This window comes from Otoolea muris (assembly GCF_943193115.1).
GTDB lineage: Bacteria > Bacillota > Clostridia > Lachnospirales > Lachnospiraceae > Otoolea > Otoolea muris.
On the sequence record NZ_CALPCY010000032.1, the window covers coordinates 17,549 to 41,557 of the forward strand.

The window sequence follows — 24,009 nt, forward strand, 5'->3', positions numbered from 1 at the left end:
CAGACTCCTATTACGATCCGGCTTTCCGCCCTCTCTCCCCCACCATCTCAATCCCCAGCCGCAGCTCCACATCATTCCCCATAAACGGAATCCGCACCGTGACCTCGCGCTTGTGAAGGTTATACCGCACAATCCGCCCCTCCTGGTTTTTCAGCGGCCCGTCGAGAATGACGACCTCCCGATCCCGGCCCGCCTCCGGTCCCACAACGATCCTGGAGATCCGCGTCACATGGCGCTTATCCCCAATCCCCTGGATCATCTCCTCCTCCTCAGAGGAAAGCGGATAGAAAAACGTCTCCTCCCGCAGAAGCTTCGTCATCCTCTCCACGGCCTTAAGCCGGAGAAACAGTTCCCCCGGCGCCTCCGTCACGGCAAAGACATAGCCCGGAAACAGGATCTCCTCCACCTGGCGCCATATGCCTTTGAACTTTTTTTTTCTCTCTTTCCGGGGAATAAAGCATTCCGTCAAAATGTCCCGCGGAATCCGTTTCTGCATCAGGCGCGCCGTCCCTTCCTCCTGCCCGCCCGACACCTGTATGACATACCACATGAAGCCCGCCTCCTGCCTGCCGCTGCATTTTTCATCCATCCGCGACTCCCGCGGAAATAAAAAAAGCCGCTCCCACACAGCAGGCATACCGGAGTCCGGCTTATCCCAATTTTGGGTAAGCTTCGCCATCACACAGAAAAACGGGTAAAAAACCTCTTTCTGTGAAATACGGTTCCGATATGACCATATAAGCGCGACTCCATGTGCCAATGCTTCATCTCATCCACTTATAATATTGTGCGGGAACAGCCTCTCTGTCTGAAACTGTCCGTTATATTTTGTCTTTTTCCTTAATGAACGTTTTTGATTATAACATCATTTTATACCTCCGTCAACTCATCGGGGCGAAATCTTCTGGGAATAAATGTGAAAGACTTTCTTAATCTTCGGATCATGCGCTGCCGCTCTCCTGTTTCCCGGCTGCTTTTTCAGGAATATGTTCTCTGGATTGGATCGGATGTTTACCCATTATCGGCCGCCCTGTGCTTTTTCATCGCGCCCGCGCGTTAAAGCGCTCCCCTCTCTGGCGCAAATTCCGGCGTAAATGTAATAATGCATCATTAAGAAATAATAAAATCTGTCGAAATATTTCACAATATTTATTTGTCAAAATCCGCAGAATAATTATTTTTTTGTCGCCTGAACGTTATATTTAAATTGTTACAATCATTTTTATACTCGTTTTTTCATCATGAATCACATTTAGGTGTATTTCATGATGCCAGCGGCTAAAGATCTTTTGAGCCTGGTATCATTTCATTTTCTGCTAAAGGGGGTATCTTCATGGATTATTTTAACGACTGGAACTCACAGTACAACATTAATGCCAGGAATGACAAAGAACAATGGCTTCATTTACAGCACCTGTTTAAAAAGGCAGACAATCAGTTTTCAGACAGGTTTGGCCAGCCGGACGAGCCGGACCCGCTGTCTGACAAAAACAATTCCTCTTCAAATAGCAGTGATAAAAAACCTGCCGACAGGATATTTCTTAACATTCTTGAAGATCTGGAACAAAACTGGAACTCGTATCAGAAATCAGAGGATTTGAGGAAGCTGGCCCATCTGGTAAAGGGCAACATTCTTTTACGCAGAGGACAGGTTCTCGGAGAATATTTTTTTAATCCCCTGGGCTGTTATCAGCAGGCGCTTATACTGCTGGAACAGAGCTTTGAACCTGAAAAACGCGATTTCCTGAATCTGATGGTACAGCTTAACCTTGGAAAATATTTCCGCAATATCGGAAAATATGGCCAGAGGAGCGATTACAGGAGGGCAAAAGACGAATTTAAATCGGTTAAGGCAAAACTGTGCGCCCGGGAAACAGGAAAGGAAACCTTTGCCCTGTGGGAAACGCATCTGTGGCTCGAAGCCTCCGTCAATATCGGCAGGGCAGAGCGCTATTTATACCAGTTGAAGAAAGCAAAAATCACCTTCTGGACGATCGTAAAAATATTGACGTCGGTTTACGAGGATCCGGACCATGCCTGGGAGTATCAGCTTAAAAAACATAAACATGTGTTAGCGCAGATGGAATCCGTGCATTTTGATCCGGGCACAATTCCGGAACTGACGGTAGATTCCGGCCTTTACACAGAATACATGACCCAGGCCCTGGTACAGTTGGGAATCGCATATCAGAAAAGCCGCGATTATGAATTGGCGCAGGAGCTCAGCAAAGTTGTTTTGAATATAGACAGTGCAAATATTGATGCGGCCAATAATTTAGGCGTCTGCCTGCGCAAGATAGCCATGCAGGCCGACGCAGATATTCGTATTCCGGAAAAATTTACAACGTCAGAAAATGGACTATGCTTCCTTGATATGTCGTATGGGGAGATATTTGTCAAATTGAAAGAGGGGCACAACCGTTTTGCTACGCTGCATACGCTGAAATGCAGCCTCCACGAACCCCTGCTGGACGGGAGAAAAATTGAGGAGGAATTTAAAAAGCTTCTTAAGAATAACCCTTATGATCAGGAGGTGCGCCTGCTGCAGGGCCTGTTCTATCAACGGTGTGGGAAATGGGACGAATCGCATGAAATATTCCGCGGTCTTTATAAGCAGTCCCCGTACATATTAAAGGGAACCATCGGCCTGAAAGCCTATTATAACATGGCGTTGAACCTGATTTGTCAGGAACAGTTTTATGAGGCGAAGAACTATCTGGAAAAAATACTGGCTGAATATACGGAGCCCAATACCGAACCGGACGCGCCCTCTGATACCATGCCGGCACAGCCGGACATATGGCTGGAGGATCTGCCGGAAGGCGATTTGCTGTCGGAAATTGATTTGGGCTGGTGCCTGCTGAATCTTGGCTACTATAAGGAGGCGCAGGCCTGCTATGAAACAATCCTCCGTAAGTATGAGCGGATGCTTTCCCGGCTGGGAAGGGATAATATAAAGAAAATCAGAAATAATCTTGGCGAATGCTACCTGCGCACAAATAATATCGAACAGGCAAAGGAGCAGTTTAAGCTGGTTCTCTGCTTAAATGAAGCCGACGCTGTCGCCAACCGCTATCTGGCATACTGCCACATGGCCGGGGGGAAGGCCCAGCAGTCCGCTGGGGCTCTGACAGAGGCCCGGAAATATTTTGAGAAATCCGACGCTGCGTCTCCCTATAATGTCCACACCTACTCCGGATGGCTTGCGGCTATGATTTCGCTTTTGGAGCTGAAAAACTGGAACGATAAAGAACTGATTTCCAACATCGAAAATAAGCTGAGATATTCCACCGGCGTCTGTTCCATAAAGGCATGCGCTAATCTGGCCCGCTTTATTAAAGAAGTGGATAAAAGAGAGCGCGCCTGCGCTTCCTTCCGGAATGAAACGCTGACGGCGGATACAGACGAACGGATCAAAATGCTCTACCGCTCTTTTGCCAGGATCCGGCTGGGTGAGCGCGAGGAAGGCTACAGCCTCTTCCGCCATTTTTTAGACACGGATATATTCCGCTGGCTCAGCGCGGAGGACAGAGGAAAAATACTCGCGGTTTTATTCCCTGTCTACGAAACGATCATGCAGATAAAAGAATTATGCCGCTATGTTTCCGGGGATGACAGTGAAGCGGCGGTATCCCCTGTCCATTACACAAAAATACACACATTGAAAAAGCTGCTGGAAACGACCGGCGCCGGCACGCCCAAGCTGCGTCTGTGGAACACGGTTTACATGAACGACTCCTTTGAGGGGGAGTGTTTTATAGAAATGATGAAGGCTCTGCGCAAGGGCGACGATGCCGCCAAACAGCTCCGGACTTATTTCCCCTATCTGGAAAATTCCTCCAAAAAGGATTCGATGGAGTCGATCAATGAAAATATCTATGTTGGCAGTTTTTCCGGGCAGGCGGATCAGATACATATGTGGATTCCGTATGCCGATGACGCAAAGGGCTGCTCTGTCATATTCGGGGATGATTTTTTTGACGTCCGAAAAGGCGGCGGAACCCTGACCGAGGTTTCCGATTACTCTGATAACGACTATCCGCTGTACCGGATCCAGTATGTAAATACAGACCTCTGGAAGATGAAGGAGACGGCTGGCAGCAGCGAAACGCTTCCATCCGGGATCGGAGAAATTTTAGAGCATATGAAAGGCATATGGCGCTTTCTGGACGAAATGGACTGCTGTCTGTCCGAGACCGGCCAAAAATATATACACAAAAATATTCAATGGGATAAGGCGGCCAAAACCGTCCGGAGCTTTGTAGCGGACTGCCTGAATGAAATCCGTTTCCTGTTTAAAAGTGACGAATACAGCTACGAGGATGAGGTGCGCATGATCCGAAGCTCCTATACACCCAAAATTGAAGAACAGATTTTCCAGATTCCGAGGCTTTATGTCGAAGTGGAGCGCGATATACAGATCAAAGAGGTAAAACTCGGCTCCAAGATCAGTCCGTCCGATGCCAACGAAATCTCTTCCTGGCTGAAAAAAACAGGAAGAGTAGATGTCGTCAGCCGGTCCAATAAGCATTATAAATAACTCCCGGCAACGCATGCAAAGCATGAACCGCTGCCCGCCGCCACAGGAAAATATCCGGTTTCTCTCAAAAATTCCGTGACTTTACATATTTATTATGCTATAATACACGTATCAAATAAAGGAGGTATACCAAACATTGAGCAACAATGATAACGAACTGCTGCTTGCCATATCCGGCATGATGGAGCAAATGCTGGATCAAAAGCTAAAGGCGGCGCTGCAGCCCGTTCACGAAGACATAGGGCAGTTAAAGGAGGATGTCCGGCAGTTAAAGACGGAAAACCGTCAGTCTGGTGAACAGTTGCTGCAGCTCAGAGGAGATGTAACACAACTAAATCAAAAGGTTGATCTGTTAGGGCAAAAAGTCGATAATATTGAGTCAAAAGTCGATAATATTGAGCAAAAGGCTGATCAGTTAGAGCTCAAAGTCGATAACCTGGAACAAAAATTCGATCAGTTAGAGCTCAAAGTCGATAACCTGGAGCAAAAAGCTGATCAGTTAGAGCTCAAAGTCGATAACCTGGAGCAAAAATTCAATCAGTTAGAGCTCAAAGTCGATGACCTGGAGCAAAAATTTGATCAGTTAGAGCTCAAAGTCGATAACCTGGAGCAAAAATTTGATCAGTTAGAGCTCAAAGTCGATAACCTGGAGCAAAAATTTGATCAGTTGGAGCTCAAAGTCGACAGCTTAGGCCAAAAAGTTGGACAGTTAAAGCTGACAACCGAACAATTACGTGAAGAGATTGAACAATTAAACCTGCGTGCTGCAAACCTTGAGATGACCATTGAGAATGAGACAAACCATAACATCCAGCTTCTGGCGGAGAATCATGGGAACCTGATCGACAAGCTCAACCAGGCAATCAAGGTAAATGACAAAACCCTCATCTGGGAGGTGCAGCTTTCCAGCTTAAGGCTGAGGATTGACAAGCTCGAACAGGAGATCGCGAACCTGAAAAAGGATGCGGCTCCTCCTGTCCCGTTAAGGGCATTTTAAACCATCAGCAGTTCTTGTAACTTTTACATCATTGAAAGGCTTGTGCTACATATTTGGTATATTTATTTGGAGAGGAATTTGAGAGAGGCGGAGGGCTGTCTGCGGCATGCTGCAGACAGCCCTCATTCTTTTAAAAAAACCCGTACAGAATCATATTTTATCAGTTGAATATTTCCCCAGTTACATATTTTCCCTGGTTCCAAGGTTCCCGGGCCGACTTCCGCGCAACCGTCTACTCCCTCTCCCGCTTCAAGGCAACCTCTCCCTGTCTCTTATAGATGGAATCTGCGTCAATGCATCCCCTGACGCCTGACAGGGGGTACACGTTGGTATGCCTGCCGATCACGGTTCCGGGATTTAAAACGGAACCGCAGCCGATCTCCACCTCGTCTCCGATGAATGCGCCCGCCTTCTTCCTGCCGGTCTCGATCTCTCCGTCCTCTGCGTGGATATGGACCAGGAGCTTATCGGATTTTACGTTGGAGGTAATGGATCCGGCGCCCATATGGGCCTTGTAGCCTAAGATGGAGTCGCCGACATAGTTGTAATGCGGAACCTGCACCTTATCGAACAGAATCACGTTTTTCAGCTCTGTGGAATTGCCCACAACCGCGCCCGCGCCGACGAGCGCGCTGCCCCGGACAAAGGCACAGTGACGGATTTCCGCATTCTTTCCCACGATAAGCGGACCGTTCAAAAAGGCGGTTGGAAATACGTTGGCCGTCTTGTGGATCCAGATGTTTTCCCCTCTTTTTTCATACTCGTTTTCATCGAGGCTGTTTCCCAGTTCAATGATAAAATCGCTGATCCCCTGCAGCGCTTCCCACGGATACGTAAACTGCGACAGGTAATCTGCCGCCAGCGTATGCGTCAGATCGTAAAGCTCTGTGATTTTTGTCTGCTCTTTATTCATAATGCTTCACATCTCCTTTCGGTTGCTTTGCCCCGCTCTTTTCTTTTTTTCCGGCCGGATAATTGGCCGCCACTGCGCGGAATGCCGGCAGCAGGCTGGCCTGGCCGGCGTTGTGGATCGCGTTATACGTCCGCCCCGCGACAAAACGTTCGAGCTTCTGCATATATTCCTCTGAGGTAATGCTTCCCTCGGCCACGTACGTCAATCCCTTTTCCCAGCTCGCGGTCAGCTCGGGATTTAAAAGCTGCTTCATGGAACAGAGGACGACCTCATAGATCAGCTCGCCCAGAAAGGTCGGGGTGATGGCCTGGGTCTTGCCGTTTAAGGCCATATATTGGATGTTGACAAGCTTTTTCAGGATTTCCGCACGGGTCGCGCTGGTCCCGATGCCGCTTCCCTTGATCTGGGCCCGCAGCTCCTCATCTTCGATGAGCTGCCCGGCGTTTTCCATAGCGAGTATCATCGAGCCGGATGTGTAGCGCCTGGGCGGGGATGTCTCCCCCTCTTTCACCGCCAGACCCGAAAGAGGCAGGACCGCCCCCTTTTTCAGGCTCTCCAAAAACGCGATCAGCTCCGGCCTGGCATTTCCCGGATCATCAGACGCCTCCTCCCCGGGACCGCTCTGAAGAACCGCCCCGAAGCTGTCCTGGCGCAGCTTCGCGGACTCCATTTTGGAACTCTCCTGCCCCGCCCCGCCCGCCATCCCTTCTCTTTTCTCCTGCCCCGCCCGCCCTGCCGGCGCGGATACCTTCAGATAGCCGGGTTCCTTGAGGACTTTTAAGCTGGCAAAGAAATGCTCTCCCCCTGTCGCGATTTCAACCGCATATTTGCGGTAAACGGCCGGCGGGTAAAAGATGCTTAAGAAACGGCGCACGATGACCTGGTAGATACTGGCGTTTAAGCCGGAGACGCCCTGCAGCGCGCCTAAGCCCTGCCCGGTAGGAATGATGGCGTAATGATCCGTGATCTGTTTGTCATTAACATATCTTGTTTTGGAAATGCCCTTCCACGCGCCGGATTCCAGGGCCTCCTTCGCATACGCGCCGGTTGGGGAATAGGCGAGCAGGCCGGTTAAATTTTTCTTAATCTCCTTTGCCACCGCGGTGGAGAGCACTCTCGCGTCGGTTCGCGGGTAGGTCACCAGCTTCTTTTCGTACAGCTCCTGCACGGCCTTCAGCGTCTGATCCGGGCTGATTTTGAACATTTTGGAGCAGTCGTTCTGCAGCTCCGCCAGGTTGTAGAGAAGCGGCGCGTTCTTTGTCTCCTTTTTCTTTTCCACGGACACGGCGACGCCGGACGGCTCCGTTATGGAGGCGATGAGCGCCTCTGCGTCCTTTCGCTCTTTGAAGCCGTTGTCCTTATAAAGGCACGGATGGCCGTGATAACGCGAGCCGGGAACCGCGCGCCATTCCGCCTCAAGGAGCGCCTCCTGTTCTCCAAACGCGCCGACCACGCGGTAAAACGGGGTTTTTATGAAGCTGCGGATCTCCCGCTCCCGCTGCACCACCATGCCCAGCACGCAGGTCATGACCCGGCCCACGGAGATCACCGTGCGCCCGCTTTTCATAAAGCCGGATACGGACGGGCCGTATTTTAAGGTCAGGGCCCTGGAAAAGTTGATTCCCATCAGGTAGTCCTCCCGGGCGCGCAGGTAGGCGGATGAGGCGAGATTGTCATATTCCGCCAAATCCTTTGCCTCGCGGATGCCCCGCAGGATCTCCTCCTCTGTCTGAGAATCGATCCACACGCGCTTCTGCGTTTTCCCCCTGACCCCGGCCATCTGGGCCACCAGGCGGTAGATATATTCACCCTCGCGCCCGGAGTCGGTACACACATAGATGGTATCCACATCCCCGCGGTTTAAAAGGCCGCTCACGATCTGGAACTGCTTCTTAACGCCCTCAATGACCTGGTATTTGTACTCCTTTGGCAGAAAGGGCAGCGTTTCAAGGCTCCACCTCTTATATTTTATATCGTAAGCCTCGGGATAGCTCATGGTGATCAGATGCCCCACGCACCATGTCACAACCGCGTCCGCGGATTCGATATACCCGTCGCCTGAACGGCCGGACACCTTGAGCGCCGAGGCGAACTCGCGGGCTACGCTTGGTTTTTCTGCAATAAATAATGATTTTGCCATTTATATTTCTCCGTCTTTTACGGCCGCCTGCGGCATGCCTGCGCGGCTTATGGCCGGGGTAGCCGCGGCGGCCGGCTACGGTACTCTATGGCTGCGGCCGCGCTACTATGGCTGTACGCCTGCGCGGCGCTTCAGTCAGCCGGACAGCCGCTGCCGCGTTCTTTTCCCGGGCGGTACTCCGCCAGGATGGCTGCGAAGAACATAAGGGCGCAGCCGGCCAGTATCTTACGCGTCACAGGCTCCTTTAAAAACAGGACTGAAAAGACCAGGCCAAACACGGATTCAAAGGAGAGCAGGATCGACGCCGTCGCCGCGTCTAAGTATTTCTGCCCCACGGTCTGTAAAAGGAAGCACAGCATGCTGCTCGCCAGGCCCAGATAGAGCACCGCCCCCGGCACGCCGGGCTGTGTAAATACGCTTAGGTCGCAGCTCCCCTCCGTGGCCAGGGCCGTTATCCATGACAGCGCCGCGGCTGTGCCCATCTGCATCACCGTAAGCTTGACAGGACTGGTGTTCTCTGTATATTTTTCCAGAAAAATGATATGTACCGCAAAGCAGACGCCGCAGATCAGGGTCAGGAAATCGCCGAAATTTATGGTTAAATCCCCCTTCAGCGACAGGAGCGCCAGGCCGATCACCGCGATCACGGCCGCGGCCAGGTTGTGCCCGGCCGGCCGGATCCGGTTAAACAGCCATTGCAGAAAGGGAACCAGGATCACATAAAGCGTGGTGATAAACGCATTCTTGCTGGCTGTCGTGTACTTAAGCCCATACGTCTGAAAATAATAGCTCACAAACAGGAGCGCGCCCACCAAAAGCCCGCGCCCAAATTCCTGCATGCGCATCGTTTTGATCTGCTTCCAGAATAAAACCGTCATCCCCAGGGCCGCCACGGTAAACCGGTAGGCCAGCAGATAGGAGGGACTGATGACGTCAATGGAGTTTTTCATCACCACAAAGGCGCTGCCCCATATGATCGTCACGGTCAGAAGGCTTACGGAGGCCAGAAGCCTCACAAGGCCGCCTGTTTTCATTATGCTGATTTGTCTCATTTTATGCTATTTTCACTATGATGTTTTGTCTCATCTTAACCCGTCGTCTAAACGGCTTAAACCGTTACGAATTTGTAAACCGTCGTCGTCCTGTATTCGTTTCCTTCCTTTAAGAACGGGGACGGGAATTCCGGGCGGTTGACGGAATCCGGGTGGTACTGCGTCTCAAAGCAATAGCCCTCCCGCTTGTGGTACAGGATCCCGTCCTTGCCGGGAAGCCTGGCCTCCAGGAAATTTCCGGTATAGAACTGGACGCCCGGGAGATCCGTATACACCTCCATCGCGCGGCCGCTCGCTGTATCGCAGGCTTTCGCGCACAGCGAAAATGTTCCGGGCTCATGGTTCAGCACCCAGTTGTGGTCATAGCCGCCGCCGTAGCGGAGCTGATCGTAGTCCGCGTCAATGTCGCGCCCGATCGGTTTCATCTGTGTGAAATCCATAGGCGTCCCCTTCACGGGCCTGATTTCCCCGGTGGGGATCGACTCAGCATCCGCCGCTGTCACAGCGTCCGCGTCGATCCAGACCTCCTGGCCCATGGCGCTGCCGCTCTGATGCCCGGCCATATTAAAATATGCGTGATTGGTCATGTTGGCAACCGTATCCTGATCGCAGATCATGTAATACTGGATTTTCAGCTCATTTTCATCGGTCAGGGTATAGCTCACGCTGATCCTTGCATTCCCCGGATAACCCTGATCGCCGTCCGGGCTCTGCAGGGACAGGCAGAGCTCGCTGACGCCGTCGTCCGTCTCCCGGATCGCCGCGTCCCAGACACGGTTCCTGTAATAGTCTGTCCCGCTGTGGAGGTTGTTTGGCCCGTCATTGGCCGTAAGCCTGCAGAGCGTCCCGTTCAGGGTGAACTGAGCTTTTCCGATGCGGTTGGCATTTCTTCCCACGATCTCCCCCAGATGGCCGCCATTTCCCAGATATGCCTCTACGGTGTCATAGCCGAGCACAACGTCCGCCATGGCCCCTGTTTTGTCCGGCGCCATCATGCTCACCCAGATACCGCCCAGATCAAGAAATGAAGCGGATAAACCGTTCTTATTAATCAGCGTGTACTCATGTACCTCCTGCCCGTTCGGCAGCTCGCCGAATTTCACCTTCTCATACATCTCGCACCTCTCCTTTTTCACATCATTTTGCCTGAATGTATCCCTGCGCCGTTAAAAGCTCGGCGCACAGCAGGGCCCCGCCGGCAGCGCCGCGCAGGGTGTTGTGGGAAAGGCCCACGAATTTCCAGTCATAGACCGTATCCGGCCTTAAACGCCCCACGGAGATTGCCATTCCCTTTTCCGCGTCCACATCCAGCTTTACCTGCGGGCGGTTGTCGTCCTCCAAGTAGCGGATGAACTGCTTCGGCGCGCTCGGAAGCGCAAGCGTCTGGGGAAGGCCCTCAAAACGGTTCAGCGCCTCGATCAGCTCCTCTTTTGACGGAGCTTTCCTGAATTTCACAAATACGGCCGCCGTATGCCCGTCCAGAACCGGAACGCGGATGCACTGGCAGGTGATCACCGGGCTGTCCGCCTTTACAATAACCCCGTCCTTTATCTCGCCCCAGATGCGCAGCGGCTCCTGCTCGCTCTTTTCCTCCTCGCCGCCGATGTAGGGGATAATATTTTCCACCATCTCCGGCCAGTCCTTAAAGGTCTTTCCCGCCCCGGAGATCGCCTGGTACGTTGTGGCCACTACCTCGTACGGCTCAAATTCCTTCCAGGCCGTAAGAACCGGCGCATAGCTCTGTATCGAGCAATTCGGCTTTACGGCCACAAAGCCCCGCTTCGTTCCCAGGCGCTTTTTCTGGAATTCGATGACCTTAAAATGCTCCGGGTTGATCTCCGGGATCACCATCGGGACATCCGGCGTCCAGCGGTGGGCGCTGTTGTTGGAAACGACCGGCGTCTCCGTCTTCGCGTACGCCTCCTCAATGGCCCGGATCTCGTCTTTTGTCATGTCAACGGCGCTGAACACAAAATCCACCCCGGCCGCGACCTTCTCCACCTCATTGACATTCATGACCGTCATGCCTTTTACGGCTTCCGGCATGGGAGACTGCATCTTCCAGCGCCCGCCGACCGCCTCCTCATATGATTTCCCCGCCGAACGCGGGCTGGCCGCCAGCGCCGTGATCTCATACCAGGGATGCCCCGCCAGCAGGGTAATAAAGCGCTGACCAACCATGCCGGTCGCGCCAAGGATACCTACGCGTAATTTTTTTTCCATATTCATTGGTCTTCTCCTCATTGTCGCATTTGATCCGCGCCGCTATAAAAAGCGCGGGTTGTGAATTGTAATTATCCTATACCAATTTGGCGAAAAAATCAATCGTTTCCGGGTGAAAAACGGGGACAGATTTTGATGTCACTGTTCACATGTGTTCACAGAAATCAGCCAAAATCCATGAAAATCGCCTGCGTCGATGGGATTTTTGCTCGCCAGCCCAGGTTATCATACGGTCAGCGTAAGCATTGCGCAGACCTACCTGAACCAATGTCATTTAGTTAAGCTATTGCAATTTATCTCAACGTAAGGTGTAACCCAAATTTCTTCAATTTTTTTAAAAATTCCCATAAAGGACTTGACACACAGGCAATAATGTGCGGCCGCTCTCGTTATGAATCCTATTTTTATACGTAACGAGAGCGGCCCTTGTAGTTAGACAAAAGGTTTTTTTCTTACTTTTAACTACAAGGAGGTTCTTCATTTATGACTTGCAATTTCATTAAATCTTCGTTTTTGTCCGCCGTATCCATTACTTCGTCCGTGATTTCAGAGTTTACCCATCGCCCTGACTCTGATCTGACACGCTCCAGGAAGCTTCCTGCTGAAAAATTAATCACTTTCCTGGTTTCCCAGGGCTCCTCCTCTACCAGAATTGAACTCCTGGATTTCTTTGATCTGGACCCACACATGCCTTCTGCCTCCGCGCTCAACCAGCAGCGGGACAAACTCCTGCCGGAAGCCTTGGAACTGGTTTTCCGCCATTTCAATCATTTCCTCCTCCTTCTTCCCCAGCAACCCTCCGGCTACCGCTTCCTTGCCGCCGATGGCTCCTCCTTTACCTTCTTCAGCAAGCCCCGCTGGGCCTCTGAGGAGTTCTTTGTTTCAGAAGGTCATTCCGCCAAAGGCTTCTACAGCATGCACCTGAATGCTCTTTATGACCTCTCCCTCCATACTTATTCCGATGCCCTCATTCAGCCCGTACATAAGAAAGATGAATTCCAGGCCTTCTGTACTATGGTTGACCGGCAGGAGAGCCTTCCCGATACCAAAAACATCTTTATCGGGGACAGGGGATACTGTTCCTATAATAATATGGCCCATGTTCTGGCAAAAGGGCAGTTTTTTCTTTTCCGCACCAAGGACATCCACTCAAAAGGACTCGTGGGAAACTTTGACTTCCCTCAGGAAGACTCCTTTGATATCACGGTAAACGTCACCCTTACTCGCAGCCATTCCTCAAAAATCATGATCAAGGACGGCTGGTACCGGCGGTTTGTGGACCAGGACGCTTCCTTTGATTTCCTTGAGTATGGTTCTAAAAATACCTATGATTTATCCTTGCGTATTGTAAGGTTTCCTTTAGACGATGGCTCTTTTGAATGCCTCGTGACCAATCTCCCCATGCAGGAATTCCCACCGGAACGGATCAAAGCGGTTTATTTTTCCCGCTGGGGTATCGAGTCCTCTTTTCGCAAACTCAAATATACCATCGGATTAAGCAACTTCCATGCTTATAAGCCCGAATTCATCAAGCAAGAAATTTGGGCAAAATTGATCGCGTATAATTTGACGGAAGCTTTTATCCGACAGATGGTGCTCGAACAGGGGGAGACCAAATATGAATACAGGGTAAATTTTACGAGGGCTGCGCATATTTGTAGGGCCTTTCTACGTCCACACACGAAGAAAGGCCTATTAGAGGTGGCTTCCCTGCTCCTGAAGGAATTGGTTCCCTTAAGGGATGAACGGCAGTATCCCAGACTGAAAACCGCCCATTTCCGAAGGCCTCGGTATTTTACTTATCGGGCCGCATAAAACAGTTCCGCCAGTGTCTATCATACCCTTTTTTGAGGCAGATGTAAATCTGTCTATTGGTCATGCCACAAATTTCCCGGCAATGCGCTTTGATCCACCTTTAGCTACATTTATGTTGCTAATTATAGCGGAGACAGCAGAATTTCTCGTGTGAAATCAAGATCGAATCATAATAGTTCTTGTTCTTTTATTTTAACTAAATGACATTGCTACCTGAACAGTAACATTTTGATTTACTTTTGTCACCGCCGTAGCCGCATTACTTAGCTGCCTTTCTTCTCCAAGCTTACACAATCATATATCGCCTTTCCCAATTTAAGGATATAATTCCGTATATCAATTACATCCTCGGGGTCAATATCCTGTCTCTTAGAATAAATATCCGTATAATCCCCTTCATGTACGATTTGATTTCTTCTTATTACAATATTTTTTAAATATGTTACGCAATCATTCCTGTTTAACGCCATCAAGCCTGAAATCCTTCCCCATTTATCATTCTCATTCCAAATATAGGATAATGCGTCAGCAACTTTCCCTGGTTCCTGAAAAGCCAGAAAGCCGTGCTTTAATATGATCTTTTGTTCCAGAATTGAAACGGCATTTATATTGTCCGCCATATCTACATATGTCTGTATATCGATTTGAAATGTACTGTACTTCGGCGTCCGCAATCTTTTTCCCATAAAAATTTCCAACATGCCGACTCTGACCAAATCATGAATCAATTTGTCGAAAGCGGATATACACTGAACCCATTGCCATCGTAATAAGTCACTGGTATCAACTGGCGCTGTCACAGACGTATTGAAATAATTATATAAAACTTCCACATTCTCTGTATCTTTTACAAGAGTAAAAAATCTTTTGTATGAACTCAACATTTAAATTAACTCCATTATAACGTTAGCAATTTTATCGTATGTTTCATCAAAAATCTTTCTCTTTTTTTCCATACTGTCAAATGCATTTCCGGTAGTACCCATGTCCGCCTTTGTTAGTGCAAAAACTGGCAGCATCGAGTCATTTGCCTTTTGTATCAATGCGCCAAACTCCGCTATTTCGCCTAAGCACCTGTCAGCGATTAATCCCTCTTCCATTAAACTTCCAATATCAAAAACCATATCATATTTTTTTAATTCTTCAGAAAACTCAGTCTCGATATACTTTTTAATTTCTGATATTTTTCCAGTATATGGACGAGCTGCTTTATGATTTCTTAAATAAAATCTTTGTATCAGCACACCAATAAATTTCATATCACATACTGGTAACGGGTATGATGATTCCCTAAACAATTCCCTTGCCTGTAAGGCCCATTTCTTCCATTTCGGAAGCGTCATTTTCAACGTTTTTAATGCCATTACCGAAAAAGGATCCGGATTTGTAGGAACGATAAATGCGTCTGCATAAATAAAAAATGTCTGATTCATAGCGCTTAAACCCGGATTCATATCTATAAATACATAATCTATTTCATATTTTTTACAACACTTTTGTATTAATTCATAAAAGGCTCCCGGGAGATTCTGTAATGTTACAATTGCATTATTACTGTTTAAAGCAAGGCTTAAAGAAGAATCATATTCTGATAAATTCATATGTCCGGGAATGATAAAAAGATTTTCGTTTTTAATATGGCTGGGACACTCTATTGCTGCTATAGGCTGCGGCCTGCCCGCAAATGCCATACTGACCGCATCCTTTATATTCAAATTTTTTGTCAAATCATTCTCATAATACTCATCAAATTTTTCACCCAAAAACATTCCCGTAAGATTACATTGGGGATCTCCGTCTACAAGCAAAACATTTTTATTATGCTGTGTTAATTTCCATGCAATATGAAATGTCGTTGTTGTTTTGCTCACACCGCCTTTGTGGTTAAATAATTCAATAATTTTTGCCATACCCAGTCTCCTTAAATTCATCAGGCATCCTATATAATTCCGTGTGTAATCGGGCAGGGGAAGATACATCTTTCCCTGCCCGCCGCACAGCCCGCATGCCGCCAGGGCAGCAAACTTTCCTTTGCGGGCCTGTGCATAAAACAATCCCGAAAATACCTTTTTCAGTATTTCCGGAATTATATAGTAACAGTTCAGACGGCGGGGAATCTGGCGGAAATTTGGGCTTATAAGCAAGCTTAACGCCTAAATTTCCGCCAGATTCCCCATCAGATGGACATCCGATGCTTCTTGTCCGGCGTAAACGGGCAAGAAGATTCCCCGTCTGAACTATTACATTCTATATTACCCAGGATCAAAACGACTACTTTGCTTTGCCGTCTGCATAGCAGTCATTTATAGGAAACGTCATAAATGTTTTCTTTATGACGTTTCCTGCGCCGATTTTTGCTGCATGTAAACGCAGAACTACCATACAAAAATCGTGCGCATCCCCCGGAGGGTTTATAGTAAAAGGCAACTATTTTTGTCGTTTACTATAGATATTCTTACGCCACATATTTCGCCGCCAAATCCTTCACGCCGTCCGGATTTGCCTTCTTCCAGCCGGCATAGTCCATTCCGCTTGCCGCAACGGTCTTTCCAAGCTCTACAAGGAACTCCGGGATCTGTGTCTCAAGGATGGTCCCGAGTTCGCCCCCCATCGCTTCCTCTCCCTGTATATCGCAGCCTCCCACATACAGCATGAACGCGGACTGGGGCTTTTTATCCACTATCTTCGCCGCCCCGCGGAAACCGATCAGGCCGGTCTGATGGGTCCCGCATGAGGACGGGCAGCCGGAGATATGGATCTGCGGCAAAGCGCCGTCCGGGAGCGCGGCAGCGCGCACGGCCTCTACGCAGGCCGCCAGAAGCGCCTGGGAATCCCTCGCTCCGATCTGGCAGATGCTGGCGCCGATACAGCTTACAGACGTCTCAAACAGGGAAGCGGCGCTGTCCTCTGTGATTTCCAGAACCTTTTTGGCCTCGTCCCCGGTAAGGTTAATAATATACGCCGTCTCATCCGGGGCCAGGCGCATTTCCACGTCCTCCATGCCCTGGACGGCATCGCTTAAGGCGCAGAGATTCTTAAGCGCCGGCTGGCCCCCGATGGGATGCCAGATCACGGCGTAAAGCCCCGGCTGCTTCTGCTCTATGACACGCGGGCCGCTCACAGCGCTCCCGTCGCCCTGCTTTGCCGCCTGCCCGGCGGATACATGAATCTTCAGATCCTCCCCGCCTTCAAACGCCTCCTTAAGCTTTTCCCCGTATGCTTCCTTATACTTCTCCGGGCTTCCCAGAATCTCCTGCATATAGCGGGTGCGGGCCCGGCCGCGGTTTTCGTAGTCGCCGTAAGCGATAAAGGTCAGCCACATGGCCTTGATATAATAGCAGATATCCTCCGGCAGGGCAGCCTCCGCCACCTTCACGCCAAAGCGCGGGTTGTTCCCCAGCCCTCCGGCGCTGTAGACGTCAAACTTCCCGTCCTCCCTGGCCACAAAGCCCAGGTCGCGGTAGGTCGCATGTGTTAAATTCTTCGGCGAATTGGAAAATCCCACCTTAAGCTTGCGGGGCATCTTTTTTGCCTTTATAAAATTCATCAGATAGTCCCCGGCCGCCTCGGCCCACGGGAGAACATCAAAATATTCATCCTTCTCAACACCTGACAGGGGCGAGCACATCACATTTCTCGGATAATCCCCGCCTCCGCCCATGGTCACAATCCCCGCATCCAGCGCCTGCTCCATGATCCCACAGACCGCCTCCGGCCCCAGATCGTGGAACTGAATCGTCTGGCACGTCGTAAAATGCACCCTCGCAACCTCATAGCGCCGTATAGAATCCGCCGCAAAGCGAAGCCGTTCCTTCGTCACCCGGCCGGCCGTCATGCGCAGGCGCAGCATACTCGCCTTGCCCCCCTTCTGCGCATAGCTTCCGTAAAAACCCGAAAAGCCCTTATAAGCCCCCTTATCGAGCTCGCCGGCATAAAACGCCTCTGTCTTTTCTTTGAATTCCGGAAGATCCTTCTTCCAGCTCTGCGGATCAATTGTCTGCATCTGAAATACCTCCTTTTCGATAAATTCTATTCCATTTCCTGCTCCGGGCGTCCCCCTCAGCAAACATCCCTCCGCCTTACAAAAACACCGGCAAAATCCTCTGCTCCGCCACAGACACCAGCCCCAGATCCGACATCTTCACATCCGGGATCACCGGAAGCGCCAGCGCAACAATCCGCAGAAGCGGATTCTCCGGGGCCGTAATCCCCAGCGACCGCTCTGTCTCCTTCATCCTGGCCGCCTCCTCTGTGAGCGTTTCCGCGTCCAGCTTTGTCATCAGGCCGCCCACCTCCAGGCGCAGGGTGTGGAGCACCGCTCCGTCCTTTACAGCCGTCATGCCGCCGCCCTGCCGGATAAGCTCCCTGGCGGCGGCAAGCGCATCCTCCGGCTGATGGTATACGATCGTCAGGTTATGCGAGTCATGCGAAACCGTGGAGGCCACCGCGCCCTCCAAAAGCCCGAAATTCTTTACAATCCCCAGGGCCTTTGTGCCTTTGCCGTGACGGTTTAACACGGCCACAAAGGCCATGCCCTCCGAAAGCTCCAGACGGCCGTCCCGGACAGGAAGCTTGGCCTGTGTAAGCCTTGTAAGGCTCGCGGTAAGGCTTTCATATTCCATGATATTTACCCGCGCGCACCCTTCTCTGACAGGCGGCGCGAGGATGAAGTCCTCCAGTGAAACCCCGGAAAGCTTCATGGAATTCCTCTCCTCCAGCTCATACGGCTTATCCTCAATGGGCGCGGTCAGGCGGCCGTTTTCGGCGACGAGCCTCCCGCCGTAAAAGACCGCGTCCATCCACAAGGTGCGGATATCCTCTGTGAGCGCCATGTCCGCCGCATAGCCGGGCGCGATGGCCCCCAGGCGGGAAACCCCGATCTCACGCGCGGTGTTGATGGTCGCGCTTTTGATGGCCAGAACCGGATCCATGCCGCATTCGATCGCCCGGCGCGCCACGGCATTTAAATGGCCGGTGTGCAGGAGATCGTCGCTTTCGCGGTCATCGCTGCACAGCGTCAGGGTGTCAAAGAAACGGATATCCTTTACGCCGTTCCAGATCGCTTCCACATTTTTCGTGATCGAACTCTCTCTGGCATCGACATACATGCCGGCGCGCAGCTTTCTAAGCGCTTCGTCCCCGGCCGTCGTCTCATGGCAGGTGTTCGGCCCGCCGCACAGATAGGCGGAGAGCTGCCTTCCGCAAAGCCCAGGCGCATGCCCCTGCAGATACAGGCCGCACTCGGACGCTGCCTCAATGATCTCCATCATCCGCGCGTCCCCGTTCATCACGCCGTAGAAATCCATGACCTCCGCAAGCCCCACGGCCCTCTCCAAAGCGGCCAGCTCGCGGATCTCGGCAGCCGAAAAGCTGGCTCCCGCATTCTCGCAGCCCGGAACGGCCGGCACACAGCTCGGGATGTCCACGAGCTGGCGCATGGGCAGATCCGACGCGCTGTCATGCATATACCGCACGGCCTCCGCGCCGAATACATTGGCCAGCTCGTGCGGGTCATGGATGATGGTCGTGGTTCCGTGGGGAATCGCGACTTTGGCGAAATTGCGCGGCGTCATCATCGAGCTTTCGATGTGCATATGGGAATCAATCAGCCCCGGAATCAGGTAACGCCCCTGTCCGTCATAGACGTTGTCCGCCTTATACGGACCGTCCAGGACCTCTGTCTCTACATGGGAAATAAACCCGTCCTTCACATAGACCACAGCCGGATATATCTCACCGGTAAATACATTGACCACCCGGCAGTTAGTTACCGCCAGATCCGCGTTTATCTCTCCCAGGGCGGCCTTTAGAAGCTCCCTCTTATTCCTTGGTTCAATCTTAATCACGTATTCCTCTCCTTATCAGCCTTCTGTAATTATCCCCGATCGCCTGAATCAGGGCCTCCCGCTCCATGCCGCGCAGGCGGCAGATATGATCAATGACATAAGAGATATAGCTCGGTTCATTGTCCTGTCCCTGCATGGGGGCCGGCGTGAGCGACGGGGCGTCGGTTTCCACCAGAATCCGGTTAAGCGGCGCTTCTTTTACGGCTTTCTGCGTTGATACATCATCCAGCTCAAAGGTAATATTCCCGGAAAAGGACAGATACATCCCCATATCCAGAAAATCGCCCATCGCCTCATAACCGCCGCTGTAGCAGTGCATGATTCCCGGCGTTTTCAGATAGGTTCTCATACAGGCCTTTGTGTCCTCCGTTGCCAGGCGCATATGGATGATCACCGGCTTTCCAACCTCCCCCGCCAGGCGCATCTGGCGGATAAACGCCTCCCTCTGAAGCTTTCCGGGAACCGTTGTCTCATAGGGGAAATAATCCATCCCGATCTCTCCCACCGCCTTTACCTGCGGCTCCCTCACAAGCCGCTCAAGCCGGCTCCAGTCCGCTTCCGTTACTTTTAAAAGATCGTTGGGGTAAAAACCGCACGCGACGTCAAACATCGGATCGCGGGCGGCGATTTCAATGGCCCGTTCGGCCTCCTCCACTTCGGTGCAGACAATCATGATCCGCTCCACACCGGCTTTTTTTGCCCTTTCTATGACCGCGTCCCATCTGGGAAACAGGAGTTTTCCGCAGATGTGCGCATGGCTGTCAATGATCCCCTGCAATGAACGCCTCCTTCTTAAAAAATGTTATAGTAAACGACAAAATAATTTGTCGTTTACTACGGGGGATGCGCACGATTTTGCAAAGGTAGATGCTGCGTTTCACACAGCGCAAAATCGGCGCAGTGAACGCCAAAAACAAAAATTTTTGTCGTTCACTATACAACTGTACGAAATACCTTTTAAACAGCGCGCAGGATAGCGCCGCGCGAAAATGGGGCCGCAGAACGCCTTTCCCGCCTTCGTCCCCATCCTCTGCGCATGCCGCCGCACAGGGATCTCCCTGCGCGCCGCGCCGTTTTCTTTCTCTTACTCGTTTACAATCGCCTTAATCTCATCGGCCGTCAGATCAGCCGCGGCAGAAACAACAATCTCGCCGCTCTGGATCTTTGCCAGAATCTCTTCCACTTTTGCCACATTTTCCTCGCCGATGCTCTTTGTCAGGTTTTCATTAAACACGATCCCGACCGCGTCATCCTCCAGGCCGAAGGTTGCCGTGCTCCCAAAGGGTACGGAGGACGGATCCTTCACGTAATCGGAGCAAATCTTAAATAACGCGTTGTCCAGGCGCTTTAAGCTGGAGGTGATGACAGACGGCTGCAGGTTCGAGCCCTCCAGCGCCAGATACTGGTCGCTGTCCACGCCGATGGCCATCACGCCGTCCTTCTCCGCGGCCGCCTCGATCACGCCGTTGCCAGCGCCGCCCGCTACCTGGAAAACGATATCCGCGCCCTCGGAAATCTGGGCGTTCGTCAGATCCTTGGCCTTTGCGGTATCCATGAAATCGCCGACAAAAGCGGTTAAAATCTTGATCTCCGGATCCACGTACTTCGCGCCCTCGGCATAGCCTACCATGAAATTATTGATGGTTGTGCTCTCCGTGCCGCCCACAAAGCCGATGGTCTTGTCCGTGTTGGCCGCATTCTCCCCGGTCGTGTAGTAAGCCGCAACCGCGCCGGCCAGAAAGCCTGACTGGTTGGAGTCAAACAGCACGGTCAGCACATTGCTCAGATCGCCGACGCTGTAATCCACATCCTGATCGAAAAGGATGAATTTCGTATCCGGGTATTCCTGCGGGATGGTCTCAAAGTTCTCCTTATTCTGGAAACCGGTGCCCACGATGATATCCGCGCCGCTGTCCGCCGCGTCATAGAAGGCCGCCTGCCATTTGGTCGTGTCGTCTCCCATCTCGACTACATTGATCTCAAACCGATCGCCCATCTCCTCCTGGATCCGCACGGTCCCCTCATAAGCCGACTGCTGGAATGACAAATCATTCTTCCGGCCGATGCACAGGGTCAGCTTGAGCTTTTCGCCGTCCGCGGCGGCGGCTTCCCCGCCGTTTTCCGCCTCCCCTTTCTCCGGAGCCGGATTTGCCGCCTCATCCTGGGCCTTTGTCTCTGCCGGGGCATCCGAACCGCCGCCGCAGGCGGTCATGGAAACGGCCATGGCGGCCGTAAGGGCAATGGCTGCTGCTTTTCTGATTGATTTTTTCATAAATCCTCCTTGAACATAAAGACTGGCAGCCGTGAAGGCAATGCCTCCAGGGCTGCGGTATATATATCAGGGGCGTCCTGCAGATGGCTGCTGTCCATATTCCTGCCGGGCTGTATACAGCAGCGCCCGCTGCTGCTACATGAACGATCACACCCTCTTTGCGCTGCGCAAAGGCTGCAGGAACGCCCGTTGATATCTGCTTGTTATGACAGTGAATCCTCTCCCTGGCGCTTCACCTTGTAATAGAAGCTGAACAGCACATAGAACACGATGATGGACGCATACGGAACCATGGTAATGAGGTATGGATCCACGTTGTTGTTCTGCAGATAGATGGATATGCCGCTCCCAAAGCCGTAGAGGACGGAGCTGACCATGCCCATCAGCGCGTTGCCGGCCGCCATGGCGTTCGTGGCCAGGGCGATATAGCCGCGCCCGGCCACCATGCCGGAGGTAAAGCGGTTGACATAGCCCATGGAAAGGTACATGCCGCCAAGGGAAGCTAAAAGGCCGCTCAGAAGCATAGCCTGGTAGCGGATCTTCTCCACATTGATTCCCACTGAGCGGGCGGCCTCCTCCGATTCGCCCACGGCCCGGATGTGGATGCCAAAGGCTGTTTTATTCAGCACAATGAATAGTAAAATTGTAACAATAAATGCCACATAAGTCAAACAGTTATGTCCTGAGACGATATCCCCAATCCCCGGGATCGCCTTAAGCACCGGAATATCAAATGCCGGAAACGCCGCGGAGGCCAGGGAATTGCTGGCATTTTTGTCTCCTGTGATGGAATACAGGCAAAAGACCGAGCCGCCGCTGGCCGCCAGGTTAAGCGCCACGCCGGACACCACCCGGTTCGCCTTTAAATGCTGCACAAAATACGCCAAAAGCATGGTAAAGGCCGTCCCCGCCGCAAGGCCGCAGAGCGCCCCGGCGAAAAGGCTGCCTGTAAAGCCGCTCCCCAGGACGCCGCAGAGCGCGGCGACGGTCATCGCCCCCTCAAGCCCAAGGTTGAGCATGCCGGACCGGCTCGCGATCAGGGCCGCCATGGTGGCAAACAGCACCGGCGTCGTACAGCGGAGCGTGGTAAACCAGAAATCAAGATTTGTCAGAAAGCTCATGTTCCCCCTCCTTTACGCTTCCACTGCCTCAGCCGCCTGATTCTGCAGCGCCTCTTTTTCCTCTTTGTTCTTCTTGAGCCGGTACAGGAACCGCTCGGATGCGATCAGCATGATCATGATGCCCTGTATGATGGATACAATCTCCGAATCGACATCGCCTCCCCTTGACATCACGAGCGCGCCGATCCGGATATACGAAATAAAGAAGGCCGATACCGGGATCATAAGCGGCTTCGTCCCTGCCAGAAGGTTGATGAGGATACCGTCCCACACGTACGTCTGGGCTGTGATCCACTGGAATTTCTTATACATGCCGATCATCTCCACGCCGCCGCCCAAACCGGCCAGCATGCCGCCGATGAGCTGGGAGCCCAGCACCACGCCGCCGATCCGGATGCCCGCATAGCGGGCAAAATTTTCGTTCGCGCCGGTAATCTGCAGCGCGCGCCCGAATTTCGACTTATCCATCAGGATCCACATGAAAACCACGGCGGCCAGCATGATGAAAAGGCCGAAATGCGTGTTCGTGCCCTTCAGGAGCTTTCCAAGGCTGGCCGTCGGCGCAAAGCCGATGGAAAACGAGCCGTTGGAGGCGTCCAGGAAACAGTTGCGGATCAGCCAGTACCCGAAGTTGAAGAAGATATAGTTCATCATCAGGGAAATCACCAGCTCATTGGCCCCGGTCTTTTTCTTAATCAGGACCGGGATCACGCCGATGACGCCGCCCACCGCCGTCGCGGCCGCGAGGATGACGATCTGATGGAGGATATTCGGCATCGGGCAGGCGATCGCAAGGCTGGCGGCCACGACGCCCGCAAAGTAAAAGGAGCTGTCCGCCACCATGGAAAACAGGCCGCTCTTGTGCATGACATTGATGGCCAGCCCGCAGAAAACCAGCGGGATCATGGTTTCTATGACATTGAAAAAGTTCCGTTTGGTTGAAAACGGCCCCAGCAAAAACTTGTGCAGGGCCGTGGCCGGATCGTCGGCTACGGCAAAGATGATGACCGCCGCGATGACCAGGGAAATCAGGATGGAGGCCGTTACGCGGATGACGCCGTACCAGTCAAATCGTTTTTTCTTATTCATC

General features: G+C 51.9%; 17 protein-coding genes. 3 read left to right on the forward strand and 14 right to left on the reverse strand.

The genetic code is table 11. The features are described from left to right. Positions 1–10: 10 nt before the first annotated feature. Complete coding sequence (gene loaP / locus NFS31_RS17225) at positions 11–589, reverse strand: antiterminator LoaP (protein WP_251497705.1); 579 nt, start codon at positions 587–589, stop codon at positions 11–13. A gap of 744 nt (positions 590–1,333) precedes the next feature. Here loaP and NFS31_RS17230 point away from each other — a divergent pair. Continuing rightward, the gene (locus tag NFS31_RS17230) at positions 1,334–4,540 is read left to right on the forward strand and encodes a tetratricopeptide repeat protein (RefSeq protein ID WP_251497710.1); all 3,207 of its coding nucleotides are present in this window, start codon (positions 1,334–1,336) and stop codon (positions 4,538–4,540) included. Between the two features lie 136 nt (positions 4,541–4,676). After that, positions 4,677–5,537, forward strand: a complete 861-nt coding sequence (locus NFS31_RS17235; RefSeq protein ID WP_251497715.1) for a coiled-coil domain-containing protein — start codon at positions 4,677–4,679, stop codon at positions 5,535–5,537. Between the two features lie 232 nt (positions 5,538–5,769). On the opposite strand, the gene NFS31_RS17240 is transcribed toward NFS31_RS17235, so the two are convergent. The 5 genes from NFS31_RS17240 to asd form a co-directional block, all read right to left on the reverse strand. Next, on the reverse strand, positions 5,770–6,450 hold the full coding sequence (locus NFS31_RS17240) for an acyltransferase (protein WP_160227206.1): 681 nt from the start codon (positions 6,448–6,450) through the stop codon (positions 5,770–5,772). Next, positions 6,443–8,590 carry a DNA topoisomerase gene (locus NFS31_RS17245; RefSeq protein WP_251497720.1) on the reverse strand — a complete coding sequence of 716 codons (2,148 nt, stop codon included), beginning with the start codon at positions 8,588–8,590 and terminating at the stop codon, positions 6,443–6,445. Before NFS31_RS17245 ends, NFS31_RS17240 begins: the two co-directional genes overlap by 8 nt. A gap of 131 nt (positions 8,591–8,721) precedes the next feature. Further along, a complete protein-coding gene (locus NFS31_RS17250; protein ID WP_251497724.1) occupies positions 8,722–9,624 on the reverse strand; it encodes a DMT family transporter in 903 nt (300 codons plus the stop codon). A 74-nt stretch (positions 9,625–9,698) separates the two neighbouring features. Next, on the reverse strand, positions 9,699–10,757 hold the full coding sequence (locus tag NFS31_RS17255) for an aldose epimerase family protein (protein ID WP_251497728.1): 1,059 nt from the start codon (positions 10,755–10,757) through the stop codon (positions 9,699–9,701). A gap of 22 nt (positions 10,758–10,779) precedes the next feature. Next, positions 10,780–11,865: an aspartate-semialdehyde dehydrogenase gene (asd, locus tag NFS31_RS17260; protein ID WP_251497731.1), complete on the reverse strand. Its 1,086-nt coding sequence runs from the start codon at positions 11,863–11,865 to the stop codon at positions 10,780–10,782. 483 nt (positions 11,866–12,348) lie between these two features. Between asd and NFS31_RS17265 the strand changes: the two genes are divergently transcribed. Then, positions 12,349–13,680 carry an IS4 family transposase gene (locus tag NFS31_RS17265; RefSeq protein WP_251497735.1) on the forward strand — a complete coding sequence of 444 codons (1,332 nt, stop codon included), beginning with the start codon at positions 12,349–12,351 and terminating at the stop codon, positions 13,678–13,680. A 263-nt stretch (positions 13,681–13,943) separates the two neighbouring features. Here the strand turns inward: NFS31_RS17265 and NFS31_RS17270 are convergent, their stop codons facing one another. The 8 genes from NFS31_RS17270 to NFS31_RS17305 form a co-directional block, all read right to left on the reverse strand. Further along, a complete protein-coding gene (locus NFS31_RS17270) occupies positions 13,944–14,564 on the reverse strand; it encodes a HEPN domain-containing protein (protein WP_251497738.1) in 621 nt (206 codons plus the stop codon). After that, on the reverse strand, positions 14,565–15,590 hold the full coding sequence (locus tag NFS31_RS17275) for a ParA family protein (RefSeq protein WP_251497741.1): 1,026 nt from the start codon (positions 15,588–15,590) through the stop codon (positions 14,565–14,567). 545 nt (positions 15,591–16,135) lie between these two features. After that, positions 16,136–17,683, reverse strand: a complete 1,548-nt coding sequence (locus NFS31_RS17280; protein WP_251497743.1) for a nitrite/sulfite reductase — start codon at positions 17,681–17,683, stop codon at positions 16,136–16,138. A gap of 76 nt (positions 17,684–17,759) precedes the next feature. Further along, a complete protein-coding gene (locus tag NFS31_RS17285; RefSeq protein ID WP_251497745.1) occupies positions 17,760–19,526 on the reverse strand; it encodes an adenine deaminase in 1,767 nt (588 codons plus the stop codon). Then, positions 19,519–20,304: a TatD family hydrolase gene (locus NFS31_RS17290; protein ID WP_251497747.1), complete on the reverse strand. Its 786-nt coding sequence runs from the start codon at positions 20,302–20,304 to the stop codon at positions 19,519–19,521. Before NFS31_RS17290 ends, NFS31_RS17285 begins: the two co-directional genes overlap by 8 nt. Positions 20,305–20,610: 306 nt before the next feature. Beyond that, positions 20,611–21,798: a BMP family lipoprotein gene (locus tag NFS31_RS17295; RefSeq protein WP_251497749.1), complete on the reverse strand. Its 1,188-nt coding sequence runs from the start codon at positions 21,796–21,798 to the stop codon at positions 20,611–20,613. 203 nt (positions 21,799–22,001) lie between these two features. Beyond that, positions 22,002–22,919, reverse strand: a complete 918-nt coding sequence (locus tag NFS31_RS17300; RefSeq protein ID WP_251497751.1) for an ABC transporter permease — start codon at positions 22,917–22,919, stop codon at positions 22,002–22,004. 12 nt (positions 22,920–22,931) lie between these two features. Then, positions 22,932–24,008, reverse strand: a complete 1,077-nt coding sequence (locus NFS31_RS17305) for an ABC transporter permease (RefSeq protein ID WP_251497753.1) — start codon at positions 24,006–24,008, stop codon at positions 22,932–22,934. Between the last annotated feature and the right edge of the window lies 1 nt (position 24,009).

What these genes read in the sequence shown, in the direction of transcription:
- loaP (WP_251497705.1), bottom strand. Translation starts at nt 589, where the DNA reads ATGGATGAAAAATGCAGCGGCAGGCAGGAGGCGGGCTTCATGTGGTAT.
- NFS31_RS17230 (WP_251497710.1), top strand. Translation starts at nt 1,334, where the DNA reads ATGGATTATTTTAACGACTGGAACTCACAGTACAACATTAATGCCAGG.
- NFS31_RS17240 (WP_160227206.1), bottom strand. Translation starts at nt 6,450, where the DNA reads ATGAATAAAGAGCAGACAAAAATCACAGAGCTTTACGATCTGACGCAT.
- NFS31_RS17245 (WP_251497720.1), bottom strand. Translation starts at nt 8,590, where the DNA reads ATGGCAAAATCATTATTTATTGCAGAAAAACCAAGCGTAGCCCGCGAG.
- NFS31_RS17250 (WP_251497724.1), bottom strand. Translation starts at nt 9,624, where the DNA reads ATGAAAACAGGCGGCCTTGTGAGGCTTCTGGCCTCCGTAAGCCTTCTG.
- NFS31_RS17255 (WP_251497728.1), bottom strand. Translation starts at nt 10,757, where the DNA reads ATGTATGAGAAGGTGAAATTCGGCGAGCTGCCGAACGGGCAGGAGGTA.
- asd (WP_251497731.1), bottom strand. Translation starts at nt 11,865, where the DNA reads ATGGAAAAAAAATTACGCGTAGGTATCCTTGGCGCGACCGGCATGGTT.
- NFS31_RS17265 (WP_251497735.1), top strand. Translation starts at nt 12,349, where the DNA reads ATGACTTGCAATTTCATTAAATCTTCGTTTTTGTCCGCCGTATCCATT.
- NFS31_RS17270 (WP_251497738.1), bottom strand. Translation starts at nt 14,564, where the DNA reads ATGTTGAGTTCATACAAAAGATTTTTTACTCTTGTAAAAGATACAGAG.
- NFS31_RS17275 (WP_251497741.1), bottom strand. Translation starts at nt 15,590, where the DNA reads ATGGCAAAAATTATTGAATTATTTAACCACAAAGGCGGTGTGAGCAAA.
- NFS31_RS17280 (WP_251497743.1), bottom strand. Translation starts at nt 17,683, where the DNA reads ATGCAGACAATTGATCCGCAGAGCTGGAAGAAGGATCTTCCGGAATTC.
- NFS31_RS17295 (WP_251497749.1), bottom strand. Translation starts at nt 21,798, where the DNA reads ATGAAAAAATCAATCAGAAAAGCAGCAGCCATTGCCCTTACGGCCGCC.
- NFS31_RS17300 (WP_251497751.1), bottom strand. Translation starts at nt 22,919, where the DNA reads ATGAGCTTTCTGACAAATCTTGATTTCTGGTTTACCACGCTCCGCTGT.
- NFS31_RS17305 (WP_251497753.1), bottom strand. Translation starts at nt 24,008, where the DNA reads ATGAATAAGAAAAAACGATTTGACTGGTACGGCGTCATCCGCGTAACG.